Annotated in this window: 16 protein-coding genes; 7 read left to right on the forward strand and 9 right to left on the reverse strand. The window is 73.1% G+C overall.

Features of this window, described 5'->3' with window-relative positions; all coding sequences use genetic code 11:
- Positions 1-2: 2 nt before the first annotated feature.
- The 5 genes from ID810_RS10870 to ID810_RS10890 all read right to left on the reverse strand — a co-directional run bounded on the left by ID810_RS10870 (position 3) and on the right by ID810_RS10890 (position 4,915).
- Positions 3-1,205, reverse strand: coding sequence for an AAA family ATPase (locus ID810_RS10870; protein WP_166857281.1), 1,203 nt, complete (start codon positions 1,203-1,205; stop codon positions 3-5).
- A 125-nt stretch (positions 1,206-1,330) separates the two neighbouring features.
- Positions 1,331-2,233, reverse strand: coding sequence for a hypothetical protein (locus tag ID810_RS10875; RefSeq protein WP_166857279.1), 903 nt, complete (start codon positions 2,231-2,233; stop codon positions 1,331-1,333).
- A complete protein-coding gene (locus tag ID810_RS10880; RefSeq protein WP_235931447.1) occupies positions 2,230-3,087 on the reverse strand; it encodes an FHA domain-containing protein in 858 nt (285 codons plus the stop codon). The genes ID810_RS10875 and ID810_RS10880 overlap by 4 nt, the downstream gene beginning before the upstream one ends.
- 32 nt (positions 3,088-3,119) lie before the next feature.
- The gene (locus ID810_RS10885) at positions 3,120-4,022 is read right to left on the reverse strand and encodes a hypothetical protein (RefSeq protein ID WP_166857277.1); all 903 of its coding nucleotides are present in this window, start codon (positions 4,020-4,022) and stop codon (positions 3,120-3,122) included.
- The gene (locus ID810_RS10890) at positions 4,019-4,915 is read right to left on the reverse strand and encodes a PP2C family protein-serine/threonine phosphatase (RefSeq protein WP_166857275.1); all 897 of its coding nucleotides are present in this window, start codon (positions 4,913-4,915) and stop codon (positions 4,019-4,021) included. The genes ID810_RS10885 and ID810_RS10890 overlap by 4 nt, the downstream gene beginning before the upstream one ends.
- 234 nt (positions 4,916-5,149) lie before the next feature.
- Here ID810_RS10890 and ID810_RS10895 point away from each other — a divergent pair, with 234 nt between their 5' ends.
- The 4 genes from ID810_RS10895 (at position 5,150) to ID810_RS10910 (ending at position 11,175) form a co-directional block, all read left to right on the forward strand.
- Positions 5,150-6,406 (forward strand): variant leucine-rich repeat-containing protein, encoded by a 1,257-nt coding sequence (locus tag ID810_RS10895; protein WP_166857273.1) that lies wholly within the window; start codon positions 5,150-5,152, stop codon positions 6,404-6,406.
- Between the two features lie 9 nt (positions 6,407-6,415).
- Entirely contained in the window at positions 6,416-7,771 is a 1,356-nt protein-coding gene (locus ID810_RS10900) for an MFS transporter (protein WP_166857271.1), read from the forward strand.
- Positions 7,755-9,281 carry a glycosyltransferase 87 family protein gene (locus ID810_RS10905; RefSeq protein WP_243856654.1) on the forward strand — a complete coding sequence of 509 codons (1,527 nt, stop codon included), beginning with the start codon at positions 7,755-7,757 and terminating at the stop codon, positions 9,279-9,281. Before ID810_RS10900 ends, ID810_RS10905 begins: the two co-directional genes overlap by 17 nt.
- 709 nt (positions 9,282-9,990) lie before the next feature.
- The gene (locus ID810_RS10910; RefSeq protein WP_166857268.1) at positions 9,991-11,175 is read left to right on the forward strand and encodes an App1 family protein phosphatidate phosphatase; all 1,185 of its coding nucleotides are present in this window, start codon (positions 9,991-9,993) and stop codon (positions 11,173-11,175) included.
- 45 nt (positions 11,176-11,220) lie between these two features.
- Here ID810_RS10910 and ID810_RS10915 read toward each other — a convergent pair whose 3' ends face one another.
- Positions 11,221-11,907, reverse strand: coding sequence for a VIT1/CCC1 transporter family protein (locus ID810_RS10915; RefSeq protein WP_235931445.1), 687 nt, complete (start codon positions 11,905-11,907; stop codon positions 11,221-11,223).
- A gap of 189 nt (positions 11,908-12,096) precedes the next feature.
- On the opposite strand from ID810_RS10915, the gene ID810_RS10920 reads away from it, so the two are divergent.
- The gene (locus tag ID810_RS10920; RefSeq protein ID WP_166857266.1) at positions 12,097-12,408 is read left to right on the forward strand and encodes a YtxH domain-containing protein; all 312 of its coding nucleotides are present in this window, start codon (positions 12,097-12,099) and stop codon (positions 12,406-12,408) included.
- A gap of 121 nt (positions 12,409-12,529) precedes the next feature.
- On the opposite strand, the gene ID810_RS10925 is transcribed toward ID810_RS10920, so the two are convergent.
- Complete coding sequence (locus tag ID810_RS10925; protein WP_413227861.1) at positions 12,530-13,408, reverse strand: trimeric intracellular cation channel family protein; 879 nt, start codon at positions 13,406-13,408, stop codon at positions 12,530-12,532.
- 218 nt (positions 13,409-13,626) lie between these two features.
- Here ID810_RS10925 and ID810_RS10930 point away from each other — a divergent pair, with 218 nt between their 5' ends.
- Complete coding sequence (locus ID810_RS10930) at positions 13,627-14,544, forward strand: cation diffusion facilitator family transporter (RefSeq protein ID WP_166857264.1); 918 nt, start codon at positions 13,627-13,629, stop codon at positions 14,542-14,544.
- A 19-nt stretch (positions 14,545-14,563) separates the two neighbouring features.
- On the opposite strand, the gene cydC is transcribed toward ID810_RS10930, so the two are convergent.
- Both cydC and ID810_RS10940 read right to left on the reverse strand, forming a co-directional pair.
- Entirely contained in the window at positions 14,564-16,390 is a 1,827-nt protein-coding gene (cydC, locus tag ID810_RS10935) for a thiol reductant ABC exporter subunit CydC (protein ID WP_166857262.1), read from the reverse strand.
- A gap of 3 nt (positions 16,391-16,393) precedes the next feature.
- Positions 16,394-18,130, reverse strand: a complete 1,737-nt coding sequence (locus ID810_RS10940) for an ABC transporter ATP-binding protein/permease (protein ID WP_243856652.1) — start codon at positions 18,128-18,130, stop codon at positions 16,394-16,396.
- A gap of 164 nt (positions 18,131-18,294) precedes the next feature.
- Between ID810_RS10940 and ID810_RS10945 the strand changes: the two genes are divergently transcribed.
- Positions 18,295-19,197 carry a copper homeostasis protein CutC gene (locus ID810_RS10945; RefSeq protein ID WP_188232610.1) on the forward strand — a complete coding sequence of 301 codons (903 nt, stop codon included), beginning with the start codon at positions 18,295-18,297 and terminating at the stop codon, positions 19,195-19,197.
- Positions 19,198-19,232 lie beyond the last annotated feature (35 nt).

Raw genomic sequence — 19,232 nt, forward strand, 5'->3', positions numbered from 1 at the left:
GCTCAGGGGGTGGGGACGGCGGCGAAGACCGCATCGATGATCGCCTCGGGGGCGACGGCGTCGGCAAGAGCGTCGTAGGTGAGCACGAGGCGGTGGCGCAGGACGGAATGACGCAGCAGGCCGACGTCGTCCGGCGTGACGTAGGTGCGCCCGGCCTGCAGGGCGATGGTCTGGGCGACCTTCATGAGGGCGATGCCGCCGCGGGGGGAGGCGCCCACGCGCACGTGACGCTCGATACCGGGCACGGGGCGCGGGCCGCCTCCGCGCGTGGTGTTGACCAGGGCGACGATGTACTGCTTGATCACCGGGTCCACGTAGACGCGCTCGGCAGCGCCCTGGAGCCACTCGACGTCCTCGGTGGTGATGGGGGGCGTGGTCACGGGCTTGTCGAAGGAGCGGCGGCAGACGCGGTCGAGGACGTCGGCCTCCTCCTGCGGCCTGGGGTAGGACAGAATCTCCTTCATAAGGAAGCGGTCCATCTGGGCCTCGGGCAGGACGTAGGTGCCCTCCTCCTCGATGGGGTTCTGGGTGGCGAGCACTATGAAGGGGTGCGGCAGCGGGTAGACGACGCCGCCGATGGAGGTCTGGCGCTCCTGCATGGCCTCGAGCATCGCGGACTGGGTCTTGGCCGAGGAGCGGTTGATCTCGTCAAGCAGGACGATGTTGGCGTGCACGGGCCCCAGCTGGGTGGTCATCTCACCGGTGGCGTAGTTGAGGACCTGGGTGCCGACGATGTCGTTGGGCATGAGGTCCGGCGTGCACTGGATGCGGCGGAAGGAGCCGGAGACGGCGGAGGCGAGGGTCTGGGCCGCGGTGGTCTTGGCCAGGCCGGGCACGGACTCGAGCAGGATGTGGCCGCCGGCGATGAGGGTGGACAGCAGGCTGACACGCAGCTGGTGCTGGCCGACGACGCGCTGGGAGAAGATCTTAGTGACCCGGCCGACGAGTTCTCCGGCGCGGGCGACATCCTCCTCGGGGCTGGTGGGGCGGGCGTCGATCCGGGCGGTGCGTTGGGCCTCACGCCGCAGCTCGCTGGAGGTGGGCAGCGTGCCGGTGGTCGGGTAGGCGGGTCCCGACGGCGCCGAGGGGGCCTGCCCGTAACCCACCTGGCGGGCCGCAAGGGCAACGGTGTCGTCGGCCGGGCCGGTACCGTGGGCGGGCTGCTCGGGCACCGCGTGGGCGGTGGGGACCGGCTCGGTGCTCATGTTTCTCCTCGGTGCGGACGCCCGCGAAGGGTATTGGGCGCCACGCGAAGGCTATACGTTCGGCCACGGCCTTACCCGACGCAGTGAGCGGGGAGCCCACCCCATGCGCGGGCGAGGCAGAGCCGTCAGGTGGACAGGGTGGCGAGGTCGAGGTCCTGGCCGCTCATGGACACGCGTAGACCTTCCTCGGTGACGATGACGGCACTGAAAGACAGCCCCTGCGGGAGCAGGTCGCGGGTGATGACGACCTCGGGCGTCTGAGTGCCCAGCAGCGTCGTGACGAGCGAGTCCTCGCCATCCAGGTCGATGCCCACGCCCGCGAGGCTGGCCCGGGTGACGGTCAGGAGCAGGCCGCCGTCCGGCGCGAGGGAGGGCACGACGACGAGCACGGCGTTGAGCCGCAGAACCTCGGAGGCGATGGTGAAGGTCCCCGGTGCGGTGACGGTGCCGTACTCCTCGGGGGCGGCGGTGGCCTCCTCGAGGGCGGGTGCGGCGTCGACGACGAGGGCCGACAGGTCCTCCCAGGTGATCGTGCCGGTGGCGTTGAGAGTCTGGGTGGAGTACGGGTCCTCGATGCCGACGCCCGTGAGGGTGGCGGTGACGTCGCGCAGGTCGAGGCCGGGCCCCTCACGCTCGAGGTGGAAGCAGGGGGAAGTGACGGTGAGGGTGTCGAGGGAGCCGGTGAGGGCCTGAGCCAGCAGGATGCCCTGCGTGCTCACCTCGGCGTCGGTGCACAGGCCGGGCACGGCCGCGTGCACGACGTCGCCGACCCGGCCGCGCACCACGTGCTCAGCACCTGCGGCCGCTGCGGCGAGGACGAGGACGAGGACGGTGAGGGCGACGAGAGCGCGGCGCCACAGGCGCCCTCGGCGGGCGGGCCTGCGCGGCCGGCTCCGTGCGCCTGTCGGCTCCTCCTCGTCAGTGAGGACGTCGACGGGCGCGGGAGTCTTACGGTCCTCGGGGGCCTCGAGGTCCTCGGGGGTCTCAGGGGTCATCTCCTCCTCGGGACGGGTCCCGGGCTCACTCACGTGCCCGCCTCGCGCCGCGCGGTGACGGGGGCGGCGCTCACACCTGTCACCTGGGCGTCGTCGGACCCCTCGCCGGCCTTCTGCTCGGCCTGACGGGCTGCCATGTTGGCCGCGTACTCCTCATCCAGCCTGGGCAGGTCCTCGGCGGTGACCATGAGCGTGGAGACCGCGTGCTCCACGAGGGCGGTACGACGGTTGGAGGCCGCTCCCTCGGCGCGCCCGCCGCGCAGCCCCCGCACGCCGACGCGGTCGAGCTTCTCGCAGACGTTGTCGAGCTTGCGGTTGAACTTCGTCAGCGACCAGCCCAGGCGGGCGGCGGCGTGGGCGGAGGAGGGGATCTCCGCCGCCCCGGTCCCGGCGCGCTTAAGGACGGGCTCACTCAGGGCAAGGATGAGCAGGAACTGGGACCTCGTCATCGGGGTCACGCCGATGGTCGTCCGGCCGGTGGAGCCGCCCACTCCCCCGATGCCGGTGAAACGGTCCTCCCCGGCGGTCACGAGGTCGATCTCGTAGGTGGTGTGACCGGCGGAGAAGGTGAGGATGACGTGGGGGAAGACGAGAGGCATGCGGGCGCCCGGGGCGAGGCGGGACTGGACGAGCCCGTCGCCGTCGGTGAGGGTGGCGGACAGGCGCGAGCCCTCGTTGGCGATCCACCACAGGCCGTTGTCGTGGCTGAGGACGAGAAAGCGCCGGTGCAGGTAGGGGTTGTCGTCGATGTCGAGGTCGCCGCCGCGGCCGATGACGAAGACCTCTGTGGTGCTGACGCGGTGGATCTCGCCGGAGAAGTCGAGGACCAGCTCGTCGGGGCGCTGCGGGTTGACCTGGGGCAGGTCTGACCAGGTGAGGTCGCTCATGGAGTCCTCCTTAGGGCTACGAGGGGTGGACGTCATGGTCTGTCGGGCGGGTCGAGGCGGATCGTCACGCCGTCGCCGATGTCCAACAAGTCTCCCACGAGGAGCGGGCAGGGCACGGTGGACCCCAGCAACACCGGGGCGATGCCGGGGCGCAGCAGGACAGTGCCGTTGTGGGAGCCCAGATCGCGCGCGAGGACGGACCAGCCGGCGGTCGAGACCAGCAGGTGCGAGCGCGAGATCACGCCGGTCGGGCCCGACACCGGCACGAGGAGCGAGCCACCGGCGGCACAGGGCTGCGGTGCCCGTCCGACGACGACCTCGCCGCGCACAGGCACCCGCTGCCCGGTGGACAGGAACAGGACCATGAGGACCGGGGTGGGGACTTGGCACCGCTCACCGGTCAGGGGCGCGGAGCAGACCAGGCACCGGTCGGCGTCGGGCGGGCTCACGTGAGCGTCGGCGCACAGGCGGCCCCACACGAGCGGGATGGCGGCGGGCGACTCGGGTCCCGGGGGCGCAGCGGGCGCGGGGTGGCCGGGCGAGGCGGACTCGGGCGTGCCGGGCGTGCCGGGCGAGGCGGCTGAGGGGCGGCGGCGTCGGCCCGAGCCCGGAGCAGGCCTGGGGTAATCGGGCGCCGGGGCCGCCTGCACGCTGGTCTCGGCCGCGCGGGCCTCGTCCTCTTCGGACCAGGTCATGGTGGCCGGGGCCTCCTCCAGGACGGGGAGGTCGGGGGCGGCGTCGGCCGTGGTGGCCGAGGGTCCGGCATGTGCCGCCTCGTCGGGCTGCGGGGCGTGGGAGAGCAGGTCCCGGATCTTTTCGACGACGTCGGCGGGCGCGTGGGGGTGCAGGCGCGCGCTGCCGAGGGGCCCGCTGACCTCGATCGGTCCGGCGGCCCGGGTCGCGTCGCCCTCCAGGGGCACCGTCGCCTCGCTCACGCCTGCCTCGGCTCCTCGCTCTCGGCGTCCTGGGAGGCGATCGCCGGTGCCTGCGGCCCGGGCAGGTCGACGACGAGGACCGTGACGTTGTCGTGACCACCGTGCTCCAGGGCGGCGGCGATCGCAGCCTCCGCCGTGCGCTGCGGGGGCAGTCCCGAGCCGAGGAGGGCGGCGAGGGCGTCGTCGTCGAGCTCGTCGCTCAGGCCGTCGGAGCACACGAGCAGACGGTCGGCGATGGCGGCGGGCAGGAGGCTCAGGGCGGGCACGCCGTCGTCGTCGATCCCACCGCCCAGGGCGCGGGTGACGATGTTGCGGCGCGGGTCGCGGCGGGCCGCTGCGGGGGTGAGGCGGCCGGCGTCGACGAGCTCCTGCACCTGGGAGTGGTCGTGGCTGGCCTGGGTGAACGTCCCGTCGCGCATGAGGTAGACGCGGGTGTCACCGATGTTGAGCACCACCCAGGTGGGCACGTCGCCGTCGGGCCCGGGCAGGTGGGCGAGGACGGCTCCGGCGACGGTCGCCCCGGGACGGTGGACGGACTGGGAGGGGATGGCGGAGACCGCGGCGGCGGCCTCGCGCACGGCCTCGACGACCTGCTCGGTGCTGGTGACGCGGGTGCCCCCCAGGGGGCTCAGCGCACTCAGGGCGGCGCGTGCGGCGGCCCGTCCGGCGCTGTGGCCTCCCATGCCGTCGACGACGACGAAGGCGGGGGCGAGGGCGAGGTAGCCGTCCTCGTTGACGCGCCGCAGCCGGCCGACGTCGGTAGCGGCGCCGACGAGGGGCACGAGGTCGCCGGGGTGTGGGGTGCCGGGGGCTGGGATGCCGGGGGCTGGGATGCCGCCTGCACCGTCGGGTCCCGAGGGCTGTGTGACGCCTGAGTGGGCCGTGTCCGCCATACGCGCTCCTGAGGTCGTCCGGTGCTCCTGCGCAGCACCCCGGGCCGGGGGCCGCGCTGCCGACAATACTGGCCGGAACATTAACTGAGGCCCGCGTTGCACGCTCAGGTAGGCTCATGGGGACCGGTACCCACCGGTCTCCGGCGCGCCCGTCCACCCTCGGCCCCGACCTCCTCCACCCCAGGCTCCGAGGACCGCGAGCGCGCCGCGCCTCCGGAACCGAAGGACACCGCTATGCCGCAGGCTCAGGTCGAACTCGTCGCCCGCGCGACGGACCCCAACGCCGAGCTCACCACGCTGCACACGCTGGCCCAGAACTATCCGGGTCTGCGCCCCTACATCGCCGAAAACCCGCGCACGTATCCGGCGCTCCTGGAGTGGCTGGGTTCCCTGGGCGACCCGGCCGTGGACGCGGCCCTGGCCCGTCGTGCCGCGGGTGATGCGGGTAGTGCGGGCGATGCGGTCGCCGGTGGCGCGGCCACCACCCAGATGCTGCCCTCCGGCATGGGGAGGCCCTCCCCCGACCAGGCGACCGTCGCCATGCCCAGCCAGGCTCCCGGCCACTACCCGCCCGCCGGGACCGGCGCACACGCAGCCGGCGCTGCGACCGTCGCCATGCCCAGCCAGGCCCCCGGCCACTACCCGCCCGCTGGGACCGGCGCACACGCAGCCGGCGCACCCACCACCGCCATGCCCAGCCATGCCCCTGGCCACTACCCGCCCGCTGGGACCGGCGCACACGCAGCCGGCGCTGCCACCACCGCTATGGCCTCCCCGACCTGGGCCCAGTACCCCGCCCAGGGCCAGGTCCCCGCCCAGGGCGAGCAGACCGTCTTCGGCGTCGGCCAGGCCGATGAGGATCAGCCCTCCCGGCGCGCAGGGACCATCTGGCTGGGGGTGCTGGGTGCCATCGCCCTCGTCCTCGTCGTCGCCATCGCCGTCTGGTTCCTCATGAGTGGCGGCGACCGCCCCGACACGCCCTCCCCCGAAACCGCGCCCACACGGGCCGCCGAGGCGACGACCGAGGCCGCTGAGCCTGAGAAGGAGGCGACCTCGACGCCGACGCCGTCGCCCTCCCCGACCCCCTCGCCGACGCCATCACCCACCCCCACGCCGACCAACCTGCCCTACCCGGCCCCCGCCGGTGCCGTCACCCTCAGCTCCTTCACCTCGCCGTCGGGCAACATCAACTGCAGGCTCGATTCCGAGGTCGTCACCTGCACGATCATCGAGCACAACTTCGTTGACTCCTCCTGCGGCGCGGACAACTCCCTGCCCTTCACGATCGTCCTCGAGGCCAACGGCGCCGCCCACGCCAGCTGCACCTTCCCCGCCGTCGGCGGTGCGGGCGCCACTCTCAACTACGGATCCGCCGCCCAGAACGGACGGATGGCCTGCACCTCCTCGGAGGCCGGCATCGAGTGCTGGAGCCAGGTCTCCGGGGAGGCCTTCACCGTCAGTCGCGCCGAGGCTTACGCCTCCAACCGCTGAGCGGTACAGATGCCCCTTCCCACTGCCGGCGCCTACGGGCGAATCCTGTCGCGGCCGGGTGCGCTGCTGTTCTCCAGTGCCGGGCTCATGGCCCGTTTCCCCATGTCGATGGTGGGGATCTCGACGATCCTGGCGGTCCAGTCCCTCTACGGCGACTACACGGCCGCCGGGATCGTCTCGGCGGCAACGCTGGTCGCCGCCGCCGTCGGAACGCCTCTGCTCGCCCGTCTCATCGACATGCACGGCCAGCGGCGGGTCATGCTGCCCTCGGTGCTGGTCTCCGGCACCAGCCTGCTGGGCCTCATCCTGGCCGCGCAGGCACTGGCTCCCCTGTGGCTCCTGGTGCTGCTCGCAGTCGGCACCGGGGGCTTTGGTGGATCCATGGGCTCTCTCGTGCGTTCGCGCTGGACCACGATCCTGAGCACGCCCGAGGACATCCACACCGCCTTCTCGCTGGAGTCCGCGCTCGACGAGCTCGCCTACATGGTCGGACCGGTGCTGGCGACCGCCGCCTCCACCACCTCCGCCCTGCCGGTGACGAGCGGCTTGATCATCTCCCTGTTCCTGCAGGTCGTCGGCGGTCTGCTCTTCCTGTCCCAGCGCTCGACTGAGCCGGTCCCGCACCCGCGCACCCGCCGTCCGCGCCGCCGCCCCGATGACGACGCCGCCCGCCGCCAGGAGGTCGACGCGCTGCTCGCCGCCCGTCCCACCCCCGTACTGCGGCAGGGGGCCGTCGTCGCCATCACCGTGATCTTCCTGTTCAGCGGCGCGATGTTCGGTGCCAACGACGTCACGGCGGTCGCCTTCGCCACGGAGCTGGGCCAGCGCGGTTCGACCGGCATCGCCCTGGCCACCTGGGCGACGGGCTCCTGCGTGGCGGCCCTCCTGTACGGCTCGCGCTCGTGGGGCTGGCCCCTGTGGAAGCAGCTGGTCCTGGGGGTTGTGTGGCTCGCGCTGGGCGCCTCGACCTTCGTGTTCGCCCCCAGCCTGGGGGTCCTCGCCGTCCTGTACGCGCTCGTCGGCCTGGGCACGGCGCCGACGATGGCGGCCGGCAACAACATCGTGCAGGCGACCGTCGCCCGTTCCCAGCTCACCGAGGGCCTGGCGTGGATCAGCACCTCCATCAACATCGGGGTGTCGCTGGGCTCGATGGTGGGGGGTGTCGTCATTGACGCCGCGGGCTCGCACGGCGGCTACCTCTTCACCGCGGGCATGTCCTGGATGGCGGCCGTGGCGATGATCATCGGCCTGCCGGCTCTGCGCCGCGCGCGCTCCAGCGCCCACCTGCCGGGGCTCGGCGATCCCGAGCCTGGCGGCCCCGATGAGGACAGCGAGGAGGTCGGCCCCGGTGCGGACAGGAACTGACTCCCCCGGCTCCGACCGGGGGTCCTCCGAGCCGGGTCCCTCCGACGCCGTGAGCCCGGCCTCCACCACCCCCGAGGCCGGACCGGTCCCCGGCGCACGGCCCGGGAGAGCCGCCCGGCCGGAGCCCCTGACGCCGTCGGTCCTGGTACTGACCGCCCTGGCCGTGCTCGGGTCCCTGACCGGGTGGGCGGCCGTCGCCGTCGTGACCCAGCCGTGGCTCGTCTCCGACGACGGCGGCCCCGTCTTCCACCTCGACGCCTGGATCTACCGCACCGCCGTGGAGCAGTGGCGTGCGGGCGGAAGCCTGTACGACTGGTGGGTCTTTCCCGCCGAGCACATGTTGCCCTTCACCTACCCGCCCTTCGCCGCCTGGGCCCTCACACCCCTGACCTGGGTGGATCACGAGCTCTCGCAGACGCTGCTCACCGTCGCCACGCCCGTGGCCGTCGCCGTGACGATCTGGGCGTGCCTGCGCAGTGTGCTGCCAGGGGACCCCCTGCGCTCCGCAGGCAGACGAGGTCCGGGGCTGCCACGCCCGGTGGTGCTCGCGGTCGCGGTGCCGTGGCTGACGGTGGTGTCGGTGGCACTCGTCGAGCCGGTGTACAAGACGATGGAGTACGGGCAGGTCAATGCCGTGCTCATGGCGCTGGTGGCGGTCGACCTGCTCGTGGTGCCCCGGGGCTCGCGCTGGCGCGGGGTGCTCAGTGGCCTGGCGGCGGCCTTCAAGCTCACGCCGGCGATCGCCGTGCTCGTGCTGCTCGCGCGGCGCGAGTGGCGGGCTGCCGCGACGATGGTGGCCGGCGCGCTGGTGGTGACGGTCGGCGCGGCGGTGGCCTCGCCGTCGGAGTCGTGGCAGTTCTTCAGTCGGGCGATGTGGGACCCCACGCGGGCGGGCAACGCCGATTACGCGGGCAACCAGAACCTGCGCGCCGTCCTCGCGCGCGCCTGGCCGACGTCGCTGCCGGAGCACGGGACATCGCTGGTGTGGGCCGCGGTGGTGGCGGCTTCCATCGTCGGCGCGTGGCTGCTGCTGCGTCGGCTCGAACCGACCGGCGTGCACGGACGTGGCCGGACTGACGCCGAGGTGCCAGGCGGCCGAGGTGGCAGCACTGTCGGAGACCCGGTCGGGGGCGGCCTCGCCGAAGGCCGCGCGGGTGTTGACCCGGCGGAGGGCACGGTGCCGCTGCTCCAGGTGAGTGTCACGATGGTGCTGGGCCTGCTCATCTCCCCCATCTCGTGGTCGCACCACTGGGTGTGGGCGGTGCCCGCGCTGATCGCGCTCGTGGCCGCCGCGATCCGTTGGAGACGTGTCAGCCTGCTCGCTGTCGCCGGCGGAGGGGGCGTCGTGTACCTCCTGGCGGCGCACTGGTGGTTCACCGAGGGCAACCACATCGAGCGGGACTGGCCGTGGTGGCAGCAGCTGCTTGGCTCCTCCTACACCTGGTGGGCGCTGGGAGCGGGCGTCGTCGTCGGACTCACCCTGCGCCACGACCGCGTTCCGACACCGTAGTGCACCCGGCTCGTGTCCATGCAGCGGACATGAACCGTGATTCCCTTCGATGGCCCCGCCCAGACTCCCGGGATCACGCCACTGCGCCCACGCGAAGAGAGCCGGGGTGCTGGTCATGTCCGCCGCGTGAACACCCGCCACACCGCCACGCCCGTCGCCGGGCCCGTCGCCGTCATCGCATGGCTCCCGGGTGGGGCCCCTAAGCGTGGTGGCGGTCCCCGCGGTGGCCTGTGCTGCCCGGGTTGCGGGCTCATGCACGCTCATGCTTTTCGACGTCTGTCAGAATCCGCGGAATTCCGCGGTTTTCCGGATCGACGCTTGCACGTCATTCGGCTCCCATGTGCGTGGGTGTTGCTCACGCACATGGGAGCCTCAGAGGCGGTTGTCGGCTTCAGGGTGAAAACGGCGGAATGGCAACGAATAGTCCAAATCGGTCGAATCACACCAGTCACATGAGCGTGCAGCCCCGCCGCGAGGCCGGGGCAGTCGCCCCGCGACCCTCCGCCTGTGCCAGGGCTCCGGGGCGCCGCCCGGCTCCGCGTGCGTCCCGCACCGCTGGCGTCGAGTTCGCGGGTGACGTCGCGAGCTCGAACCCTCAGCCCTCGAGCTCGACGCCGACCCCTCGAACTCGCGGGGCACTGAGGGCCGGTGGCTGGGCGAGCCCGGGCGGGCAGCGGCATCCGTCGCAGGCTGCCCATAGGATCGAGTCGTGCCTTTCTCCGACATCGCCCGCGCCGCCGAGATCCAGCTGTCCCGGAACCTCATCCCCTCGCTCAAGGCGAAGGGCTGGCGCCCGCGCGTCATCGGCTACGACGGCTACGGCTCCAGCGCCCCCTCCACCACCGGCATGCACAACCCCGGCTCCCCCATGGCCCGCGTGCTCGCCCGCATGCTCATGCGCCCGGCCAACGCCCCCGCTGAGGGCCCGCTCTTCCGCTCCATCCCCCGCGAGCTGCCGACGACGCCCGAGCGGGTGCGTGAGATCGCCGTTGACACCCTCATGGACGCCCAACGGGGCTGGCGCCAGCTCATCGACGTGCCCGTGCCCTACCTGCCGGTGACGATCCGTGTGGGCGGCGTCAGCGTGCGCACCCGCGCAGACCGGGCCGGGTACATCGACGTCGTCGTGCGCGACCACGGCCTGGGCCCCGGCTGGCACGACGTCGAGATCGACGCCGCCGGCGCCGGCACCGTCACTACGCGCGTGCGGATCGTCGGGCCGGGCGAGCGCCTGGGGATCGTGTGCGACATCGACGACACCGTCATGGTGACCGAGGTGCCCCGCGCGCTCATCGCCGCCTGGAACTTCCTGTTCAAGAACGCCTCCAACCGCGAGGCCGTGCCCGGGATGGCGCAGCTGCTGGCCCGCATCGAGGACGCCCACCCGGACACGCCGATCATCTTCCTGTCCACCGGCCCGTGGAACGCCGTGCCGACCCTGCGCTCCTTCTTCGCCCACAATGGCTACCCCCAGGCGCCCAAGCTCATGACGGACTGGGGACCGAGCGCCACCGGCTGGTTCCGCTCGGGCATCGAGCACAAGCGCACCGAGCTGCGCCGCCTCATGATTGATCTGCCGGACGTCACGTGGCTGCTCATCGGCGACGACGGCCAGCACGACCCACTCATCTACTCCGAAGTGGTGCGCGAGCACTCCAACCGCATTGCCGCGGTCGCCATCCGGCACCTGTCCCAGAAGGAGCAGGTGCTCGCCGGGTCGCAGATCGCTCACCCCATGGGCCTGGGATACGAGGCGCGCACCCTCGCCGAGGCGGATGTGCCCGTGGTGACCGGAGGCGACGGCTTCGAGCTCGCGCGCCTGCTACCGTCGTGGATCGTCGGTGGCCACGCGGACCAGGCCGGAGGCTGGGCCTCGGGCCCGGCAGAAGGCTGAACCGCGGGCTGGCCGGGGACCTGGGCTAAGGGCCCGGTGGAGGCGTCACAGGTTGACGCCGATGAGGTGGCCGATTGCCCAGGTGACGGCCATGGCCAGCGCGCCGCCCGCCATGTTGCGCACCACCGCCGGCCGCACCGGGGACCGGCCCAGGCGGGCGGAGACGGCGCCCGTGAGCGCGAGGGCCAGCAGCACGGCGCCCGCCGTGGCCAGGACCTTCCACGGTCCGGGCGCGGCCAGGACGAGGGCGAGCGGCAGCAGCGAGCCCAGCACAAAGCTGACGGCGGAGGACAAAGCGGCCTGCCAGGCGCTCGTGAGAGCGCCGGGGTCGTGCCCCTCGCGCTCGGCCTGCGCCCGCTCGGCGTCGGTCTGCGTGGAGACGGAGACATACTCCCCGGCGCTCATGGAGAAGGCCCCGGCCAGGACCCCGGCGACGCCCGCGACGAGGATCGCACGGTTGTTCCCGGGCTCGGCGGCGGCAACGCCGATGACGAGGCCCGCCACAGAGACGATGCCGTCGTTGGCGCCCAGGACCCCGGCGCGCAGCCAGTTGAGGCGGGCAGCGAGGTCGTGACCCTCGCCGGGCTCGTCCGGCGTGCGCGCACCGCGCTCCTGCTCGCTCCCGGCGCTCAGGTCGAGTGGACCCGTCACGGGCGCACGAGCGTCGAGGCGCGTGACCGCCACCTCGTCGGAGGCGGTGGGGGTCGCGGAGATCGTCTTAGTCGTCAACACCAGACAATGGTAGGAACGATTAATCCCCACGTATAGCAAAGAAAGTCTTACCTCAGGAAGCACCGCCTTTCCTCGCAAGGAAGTGCCGCCTTTCCTCGCAGCGCTCTCCCAGGCGCTCCCGATAGGCTAGCGGCTAAGGTGCGCGGACGCCGCCAGCGCACCTGCTCCACGCAACCACAGGAGGCCCGCATGGCCAGCAAGCTCCCCTTCATCCTCGGTCTCGGCGCCGGCTACGTCCTCGGCACGCGCGCGGGCCGCGCGCAGTACGAGCGCATCAAGTCCGCCGCCTCGCGCGTCGCTGAGCAGCCCTTCGTGCGCGAGAAGGTCGACGCCGCCACCACCCGCGCCGCCTCCTTCGTGCGCCAGCAGGGCGAGGCCGTCACCGACAAGGTGGCCGACGCCGTCAAGGAGACCCTCTTCAGCGGGCGCACCCGCAAGGAGGAGCCCACCGCGGCTCCCCAGCCCATCCACGTCGACGAGGCCCAGGTCCGCTCCGTCTGAGCCACCCAGCCCCGGCGAACCGAACCGCCCAGCCGCCCCCCAGTCTGAGCCGCTCCGTCTGAGCCACCCAGCCCCACAGCCCCCGCGGGCGCCCGCAGTATCCGTGAGCGCCCGCGGGCGCTCACATGTCCTCGGGGTCCACCGGCCGGTAGCGGCGGCCCAGCAGCGCGGCCTGCGTTGCCTCCGCCCGCCGGGGCCGCAGCATGAGGGCCCGGCGCCAGCCCGAAGCCGAAGTCCCTCCGGTGTCCGCCACCGCGACCCCCGGCACCCACAGGCGCCTGGCCCCGGCCGGCAGCCGGGTCCGACGCCGCCGCTCGCGCTCACGCTCGACCTCCTCCATCACCGGCAGGCGCCAGGAGCGCCAGTAGGCGAGCAGGCAGGTGCCCGCACCCACGAAGGTGGAGGCGAGCATCGCGTAGGCATCCGGCGCCCCCGACAACACGAGGGCCACCTCCGTTCCCGCCGAGCACAGGGCGGGCACGGCGTAGAGCTTGTTGCCGCCGAAGACGGCCGGCGTCTCTCCCACGGAGACATCGCGGATCATGGAGCCGCCGACGGCGGTCAGGCAGCCGAGCAGCAGGGACGGCATGACCCCCAGCCCGTTGACCAGGGCCTTGGAGGCGCCGGTGGCGGCCCAGGTGCCCAGCACGACGGCGTCGGCGACGACGAGGAAGCGGCGGGCTGCACGCGAACGGAAGGGCAGCCACCAGGCGATGAGCGCACCCGCGCAGGCCGTGTACAGGTAGTAGGGGTCGGTGAGCGCGTAGGGCGGACCGGCCTGGATCATGACGTCGCGCAGGATCCCGCCCGCGGTCGCGGTGAGCATGGCGAGGACGACGAAACCCACCATGTCGAAGTTCTTGCGCCGGGCGATGAGCCCGCCGAGGATGCCGTTGAGCAGCACCCCGCACAGGTCGACGGCGCGGAAGGTGCTGGGCAGGGCGTCGGGGACGGGCAGGTCCACGACGGCGGGCAGGCAGGAGTCCACGACGCTCAGCACGAGCCGAACTCTACGGAGGCACCGGGCGACAGCGCCAACACCCCGGGTCTGCCCGCTCCGACCGCCCTGCGGTCACTCCGCCACCGGCCGGCGCCCCGCTTGCGGTGCCGCGAAACGAGGAGGGCCACGCGCTCGCGGTCGGCTCGGGCGCCGCCCCGCTTGCGGGGCCCCGAAACCTCGATTCGAACGCGATAGGACCTGGGGCCCAGACTGGGGGCATGACCTCCCCCAGGTACGCGCCCCCCAAGGACCTGAGCGCCTACGCCTGGCTGTCCATCGCGGCGGCCGTGCTCACCATCGCGCTCAAGGCAGGGGCCGCCTGGATGACGGGCTCGGTGGGTCTGCTTTCCGACGCCGCCGAGTCGCTGGTCAACCTCGTCGCCGCGGTCGTGGCGCTCATCGTCCTCAAGGTCTCGATCCGCCCGGCGGATGAGGACCACCATTTCGGCCATTCCAAGGCCGAGTACCTGTCCGCCGTCGTCGAGGGCGCCCTCATCTTCGTGGCGGCCGCCTTCATCATCATCTCCGCCGTCGAGCGGATCCTCACGCCGGTCATGCCCGAGCGGCTGGGGGTGGGCCTGGCCGTCAGCGTCGTCGCCTCCATCATCAACGCCGCCGTGGCGGTGGTGCTCTACCGCACGGGGCGCAGGGAGCGCTCGGCGACCCTCGTGGCTGACGCCACGCACCTGGCCACCGACGTCATGACCTCAGTGGCGGTGCTGCTCGGCGTGGGTCTCGTGGCCGTGTTCCAGTCCCCCGTTCTCGACGCCGTCGTCGCACTCGGTGCGGGCCTCAACATCATGTGGACGGGCTTCCGCCTACTGTCGGACTCCGTCGCCGGGCTCATGGACGTCGCACCCTCGGCGCAGGCGCTGGCGACCATCAACGCGGTCCTCGACGCCCACCGGGTCGAGGGGCGGGTGGACTTCCACGCGGTGCGTGTGCGCGAGGCCGGCAACCGGCGCTTCGCCCACGTGCACGTGCTCGTGCCGGGGGCGTGGACGGTCAAGGAGGGGCACGACTTCACCGAAGAGCTCATCGACGAGCTCGTGGCGGCGGACCCCAGTCTGCGGGTCTCGGCGCACCTGGAGCCCATCGAGGACCCGCGCTCCTACGACGACGTCGACGACGTCTGAGCCTCAGGCCCACTCGCGCTCACACCGTCTCGCGCTCACGCAGCCGTCGCAGCGGCCCGTCGACGGCGAGCAGCGCCTCGGGCGCACCCTCCTGCGCCACCCGGCCGGAATCGAGGACGACGACGCGGTCCGCCTCCCCCACGCGGCCCAGGCGGTGGGTGATCTCGATGACGGTCGCCCCGGCCAGGCGCTCGCGCACCGCCTGGCGCACGCGCCCCTCGAGCTCGGGGTCGAGGTGGCTGGTGAACTCGTCGAGCACGAGGACGCCGGGCCGGGCGAGCAGGGCGCGAGCCAGGGACAGGCGCTGGCGCTGCCCACCGGAGACGGAGGCACCGCGCTCACCGATGAGCGTCTCGTACCCCTCCTCCATGGCCAGGACCTCGTCGTGGACTCCGGCGGCACGGCAGGCCTCCTCGACCTCTGCCTGCGTGGCGTCCGGGCGGGCCAGGCGCACGTTCTCCGCGACGGAGGCGCGGAACAGGTGGGCTCGCTGGGACACGAGGGCGGCCTCGCGGCGCAGGGAGTCGGCGGTCAGCTCGCGCAGGTCATGGCCGTCCACGAGCACCCGCCCGCCGGTGGGGTCGTCGAAGCGCAGGGCGAGGTTGGCCAGAGTGGTCTTGCCGGAGCCGGAGACCCCCACGAGGCAGGTCCACTGCCCCGCCGCGGCAGTCAGCGACACGCCGGTGAGCGCCTGAGCGCGAGCACCGGGGTAGGCGTAGGAGACGTCCTCCCAGACAACCTCGTGGGCGCCGGCGGCAGGGAGCGCGATCTCGCCGTCGGGAACCTCGACGGGAGCGTGGACCACCTCATACACACGCTCAGCGGAGGCGAAGGAGGCGTTGAGGGAGGCGGCGAACTCCTCGACGCCACGCACCGTCTCGGTCAGGCGCAGAACCGCGGCGGCACTGGCGGCCAGCGCGACCGGGCCGAGCGCGCCCTGCTCGACGGCGGGGGCCCCGACGGCCAACACGGCCAGCGGGCCGGCCAGGACGAGCAGCTGCACGGCGCCGCGGCGCCAGGAGGCCCAGCCGGTGGCAGCCCGTCCGGCGGCCGCGACGGCGTCGTCCAGCTCGCGCATCTGGGCCAGCCGCTCGGTGGTGCGGCCGTAGCCGACGACCTCGGCCAGGCCCTGCACCGAGTCGGTGACGTGCTGGGTCAGGACGGCGCGCTCGGCCACGGACTCACGCGAGGAGCGCAGCGAGCGGCGCCAGCCGGTGAGCGGCACGAGCAGGATTGCGGCGAGAAGGAAGGGCAGGACCGTGCCCGCCAGGGCCCAGGAGGCCCGGGCGCCGATGACGAGCAGCACCGTCGTCGGCACGATGACGGCGGAGACCATGGGGGCGAAGGTGTGGGCGAAGAAGACCTCGATGCGGTCCACGTCCTTGGTGGAGCGGGCCAGCAGGTCCCCGGAGCGGGCGGTCGCCATGACGCGCGGCGCGCGCGGGATGAGGGCGCGGAAGATCTCGGCGCGCAGAAGCTCGAGGGCCTTGAAGGCGACAAAGTGGCCGAGGAACTGCTCGCCGTAACGCAGGACCGCCTTGACCAGGCTCATGGCGACCATGGCGCCGACAATGCCCCACAGCCCGGGCAGGGCGGCGCCCGTGGCGATGGCGGCGATGGTGCGCACGACCGCGGCGGCGGCCAGGGCGAATAGGCCGACGCCGAGCAGCAGGTCCGCGACGCGGCAGACGGTGGAGGCCAGCAGCGGGGCAAGGACCGGGCGGGTGACCCGCAGGAGCCAGCCGATGAGCTCGCGGCGGGTGGGGACCGGGGTCGTGGTGGCTGGGACGGTGCCGCCCGGGGTGGTGGGCACCGAGACCGCGGTGGCCGGGGTGGTGCGGCTCATGGCTCAGGCCTCCTGCTTCGAGGGGGTGGCGACGGCGACGCGTCCGTCCTGCACGCGCAGGACGCGGTCCGCCCCGGTGACGGCCCCGGCGCGGTGGGAGACGGTCAGGACGGTGCGGCCGGCGGAGACGCGCTCGATGGCCTGGACGATGCGGGCCTCGGAGTCGAGGTCCACCTGGCTGGTGGGCTCGTCGAGGACGAGCAGGGGCCGGTCGGCGAGGAAGGCGCGGGCCAGCGACACGCGCTGGGCCTGGCCGCCGGACAGGCCCAGTCCCTGCTCGCCCAGGAGGGTGTCCAAGCCCTCGGGCATGAGGCGCACCTCGTCGGCGAGGTTGGCGGCCTCGAGGGCCCGCCACATGCGCTCCTCGGTGGCGCCGGGGTCCGCCAGGCGCAGGTTGTCGGCGATGGTGCCGGTGAAGAGCCAGGTGGTCTGGGCGACGACGGCGCTGGCGGCGCGGACCTCGTCCTGGGTGGCGGCGGTCAAGGCGGTGCCGTCCACGCGCACGGTTCCGGCGGCGGGCAGCAGGTCGCCCGAGACGAGGGAGACGAGGGTGGACTTGCCCGCACCAGAGGGTCCGACGACGGCGACGCGCTCGCCGGGTGCAACGGTGAGACTGACGTCGTCGAGGACGGCGGGGGCCTCGTCGTCGGACTGCGCCCAGGTGGCGGTGACGCCGCTGAGACTCAGGGCGGCACCGTCGGCCCGGCCCTCGGGTGTGCTCTCGTGCAGGCTCTCGCCGTCGGGCGGGGCGGCGCCGTCGGAGCGCTCGGTGGCGAGCAGGGCGCGCAGGGCCCGCTGGTTGGCCAGTCCCCCCATGCCCACGTAGAAGAAGGCGCCGACGCGGTCCAGGGGCTCGAGCAGGATGTAGGAGACGAGCACGATGGCGAGCGCGTCCCCCGCTCCAATGGCACCCGAGCCGAGGCGGGCCAGGGCGAGGGCGGCCGAGGTGGTGACGAAGAAGAGGGAGAAGAGCCCATCGGTGACGAGGATGACGAGCTGGTTGCCGGCGAGCAGGCCCATGACGGCGCGGCGGTTGGCCTCACCCTCGAGCTTGAGGCTCTCGTGGGTGCGCCAGGCGGCTCGGGCCAGGACGAGGGTGGTCAACCCCTGGATGGCGTCGAGGTACTCGGCGCTGAGCCGGGTGCGCTGGCGGCGTGAGCCGGAGGAGGAGCGGCGGACCGTGGAGTGCAGGACGCTGATGGAGCCGGGGATGAGGACGACGGCGAGGGCCAGGACGACGGCGGGCACCCAGTCGACGGTGACGGCGAGCAGGATGAGGACGAGAGCCGGTGACAGGGCTGCGGCGACGGTGGGGGCGAGGAAGGTCTGGCGGTAGAGGGCGACGCGTTCGGCGCCGTCGGTGAGCAGGGAGACGGTGGCGCCGCTGCGGTGCTCGCGGGCGCGGCCGGGGCCCAGGGCAAGGAGGTGGCCGAGGGCCTTGGCGCGGATGGCACCCTCCTGGCCGGCCGCGCTGGTGCGGGCGATGAGCTCGGTGGCGAGCTGGCAGGCGCCGGCCAGCAGCGCCCCGAGAAGGGCGGCCAGGAGCGGGGCGCGCCAGTCGCCGTCGGCGCTGCGGCTCAGGGTGTTCTCGGCGACGGCGCCCAGGCCCCGTCCGAGGTGGATGAGGGTCCAGCCGGAGGCAAGGCCACCGAGGGCGGTGAGGGCGAAGGAGGCGGCGTTGGCGCGGCTGCCCGCGCGGGTGCCGACGGGGACCTTGGGGGCGCGTGGGGCTCGTGCCATGGGGTCCTTCTCTCGTGGCCGGTCGGGGCTGCTCATGACCGGGAGGGCGTGCAGCAAAGGCGAGCCTAACCTTGCACTTTGCATCTTGGCGACACAGTGTCACATCTTGCGACCTCCACCACAGTCGGATGGCGCCGACATGACACACTCAGTCCATGAACGCGATGCGCCTGACCGGCCCCGCCTCCTCCCTGCGTCGCCAGCCCGTCCGGACGCAGGACCAGCCCTGGGGACGCCCCGGCCACGTCGCCGTCGAGATCTGCACCGAGAACGCCGAGGGCGTGCGCCTGTCCGCCCGGGCCGGGGCAGACCGCGCCGAGCTGTGCGACAACCTCGCCGCCGGCGGCACCACCCCCTCCATCGGCTCGGTCGAGGCCGCAATCCTCGCCGCCGCCGAGGAGATCGCCCAGCGCCGCGCCCTCGTCGGACGCCAGTGGCTCACCAGCCCCGCGGCCCACCCGCTCGGCCTGCGCGTCATGATCCGCCCGCGCGGCGGCGACTTCGTCTTCAGCTCCGACGAGCGTCGTGCCATGGTCGCCGACGTGCGTCGCATCTCCGCCCTCGCGGAGGAGCTGAGCGAGTACACACGCCCCCAGCCCGTTGGCTCGGCCGGACGGCCCCTGCCGCCGGCCGTCGAGCTCGGCTTCGTCGTCGGTGTCCTCACCGAGCACCACACGATCGACCGGGGCCTGCTGCGCCTGCTCATCGACGCCGCCGACGGCGCCCCCGTCACCTTCAACAAGGCGCTCGACGAGACCCGGGACCTGCCTGAGGCCTACGGGGACCTCGGCGGGCTCGGGGTCAGCGCCGTGCTCACCTCCGGCGGTGCGCCCACCGCGCTGGAAGGCGCCGAGGTGTTGCGCGGGCTCGTCGACGCCGGCGGCCCGACCGTCATCGCAGCCGGCACGGTGCGCCCCGAGAACACGGCCGAGGTCATCGAGACCACGGGCGCACGGGAGATCCACCTGCGCTGTTCCGTGCGGGGCCTGACCATCGGCGAGCCCCAGCGCACGGACGAGTCCCTCGTGCGTCATGCCGTCGAGGCCGCCCACGCCATCGCCGTTTGAACACCCCCGCCGGGACCGGGCCCACACGGGGCCCA

Source organism: Actinomyces respiraculi (assembly GCF_014595995.2).
Taxonomy (GTDB): Bacteria; Actinomycetota; Actinomycetes; order Actinomycetales; family Actinomycetaceae; genus Actinomyces; species Actinomyces respiraculi.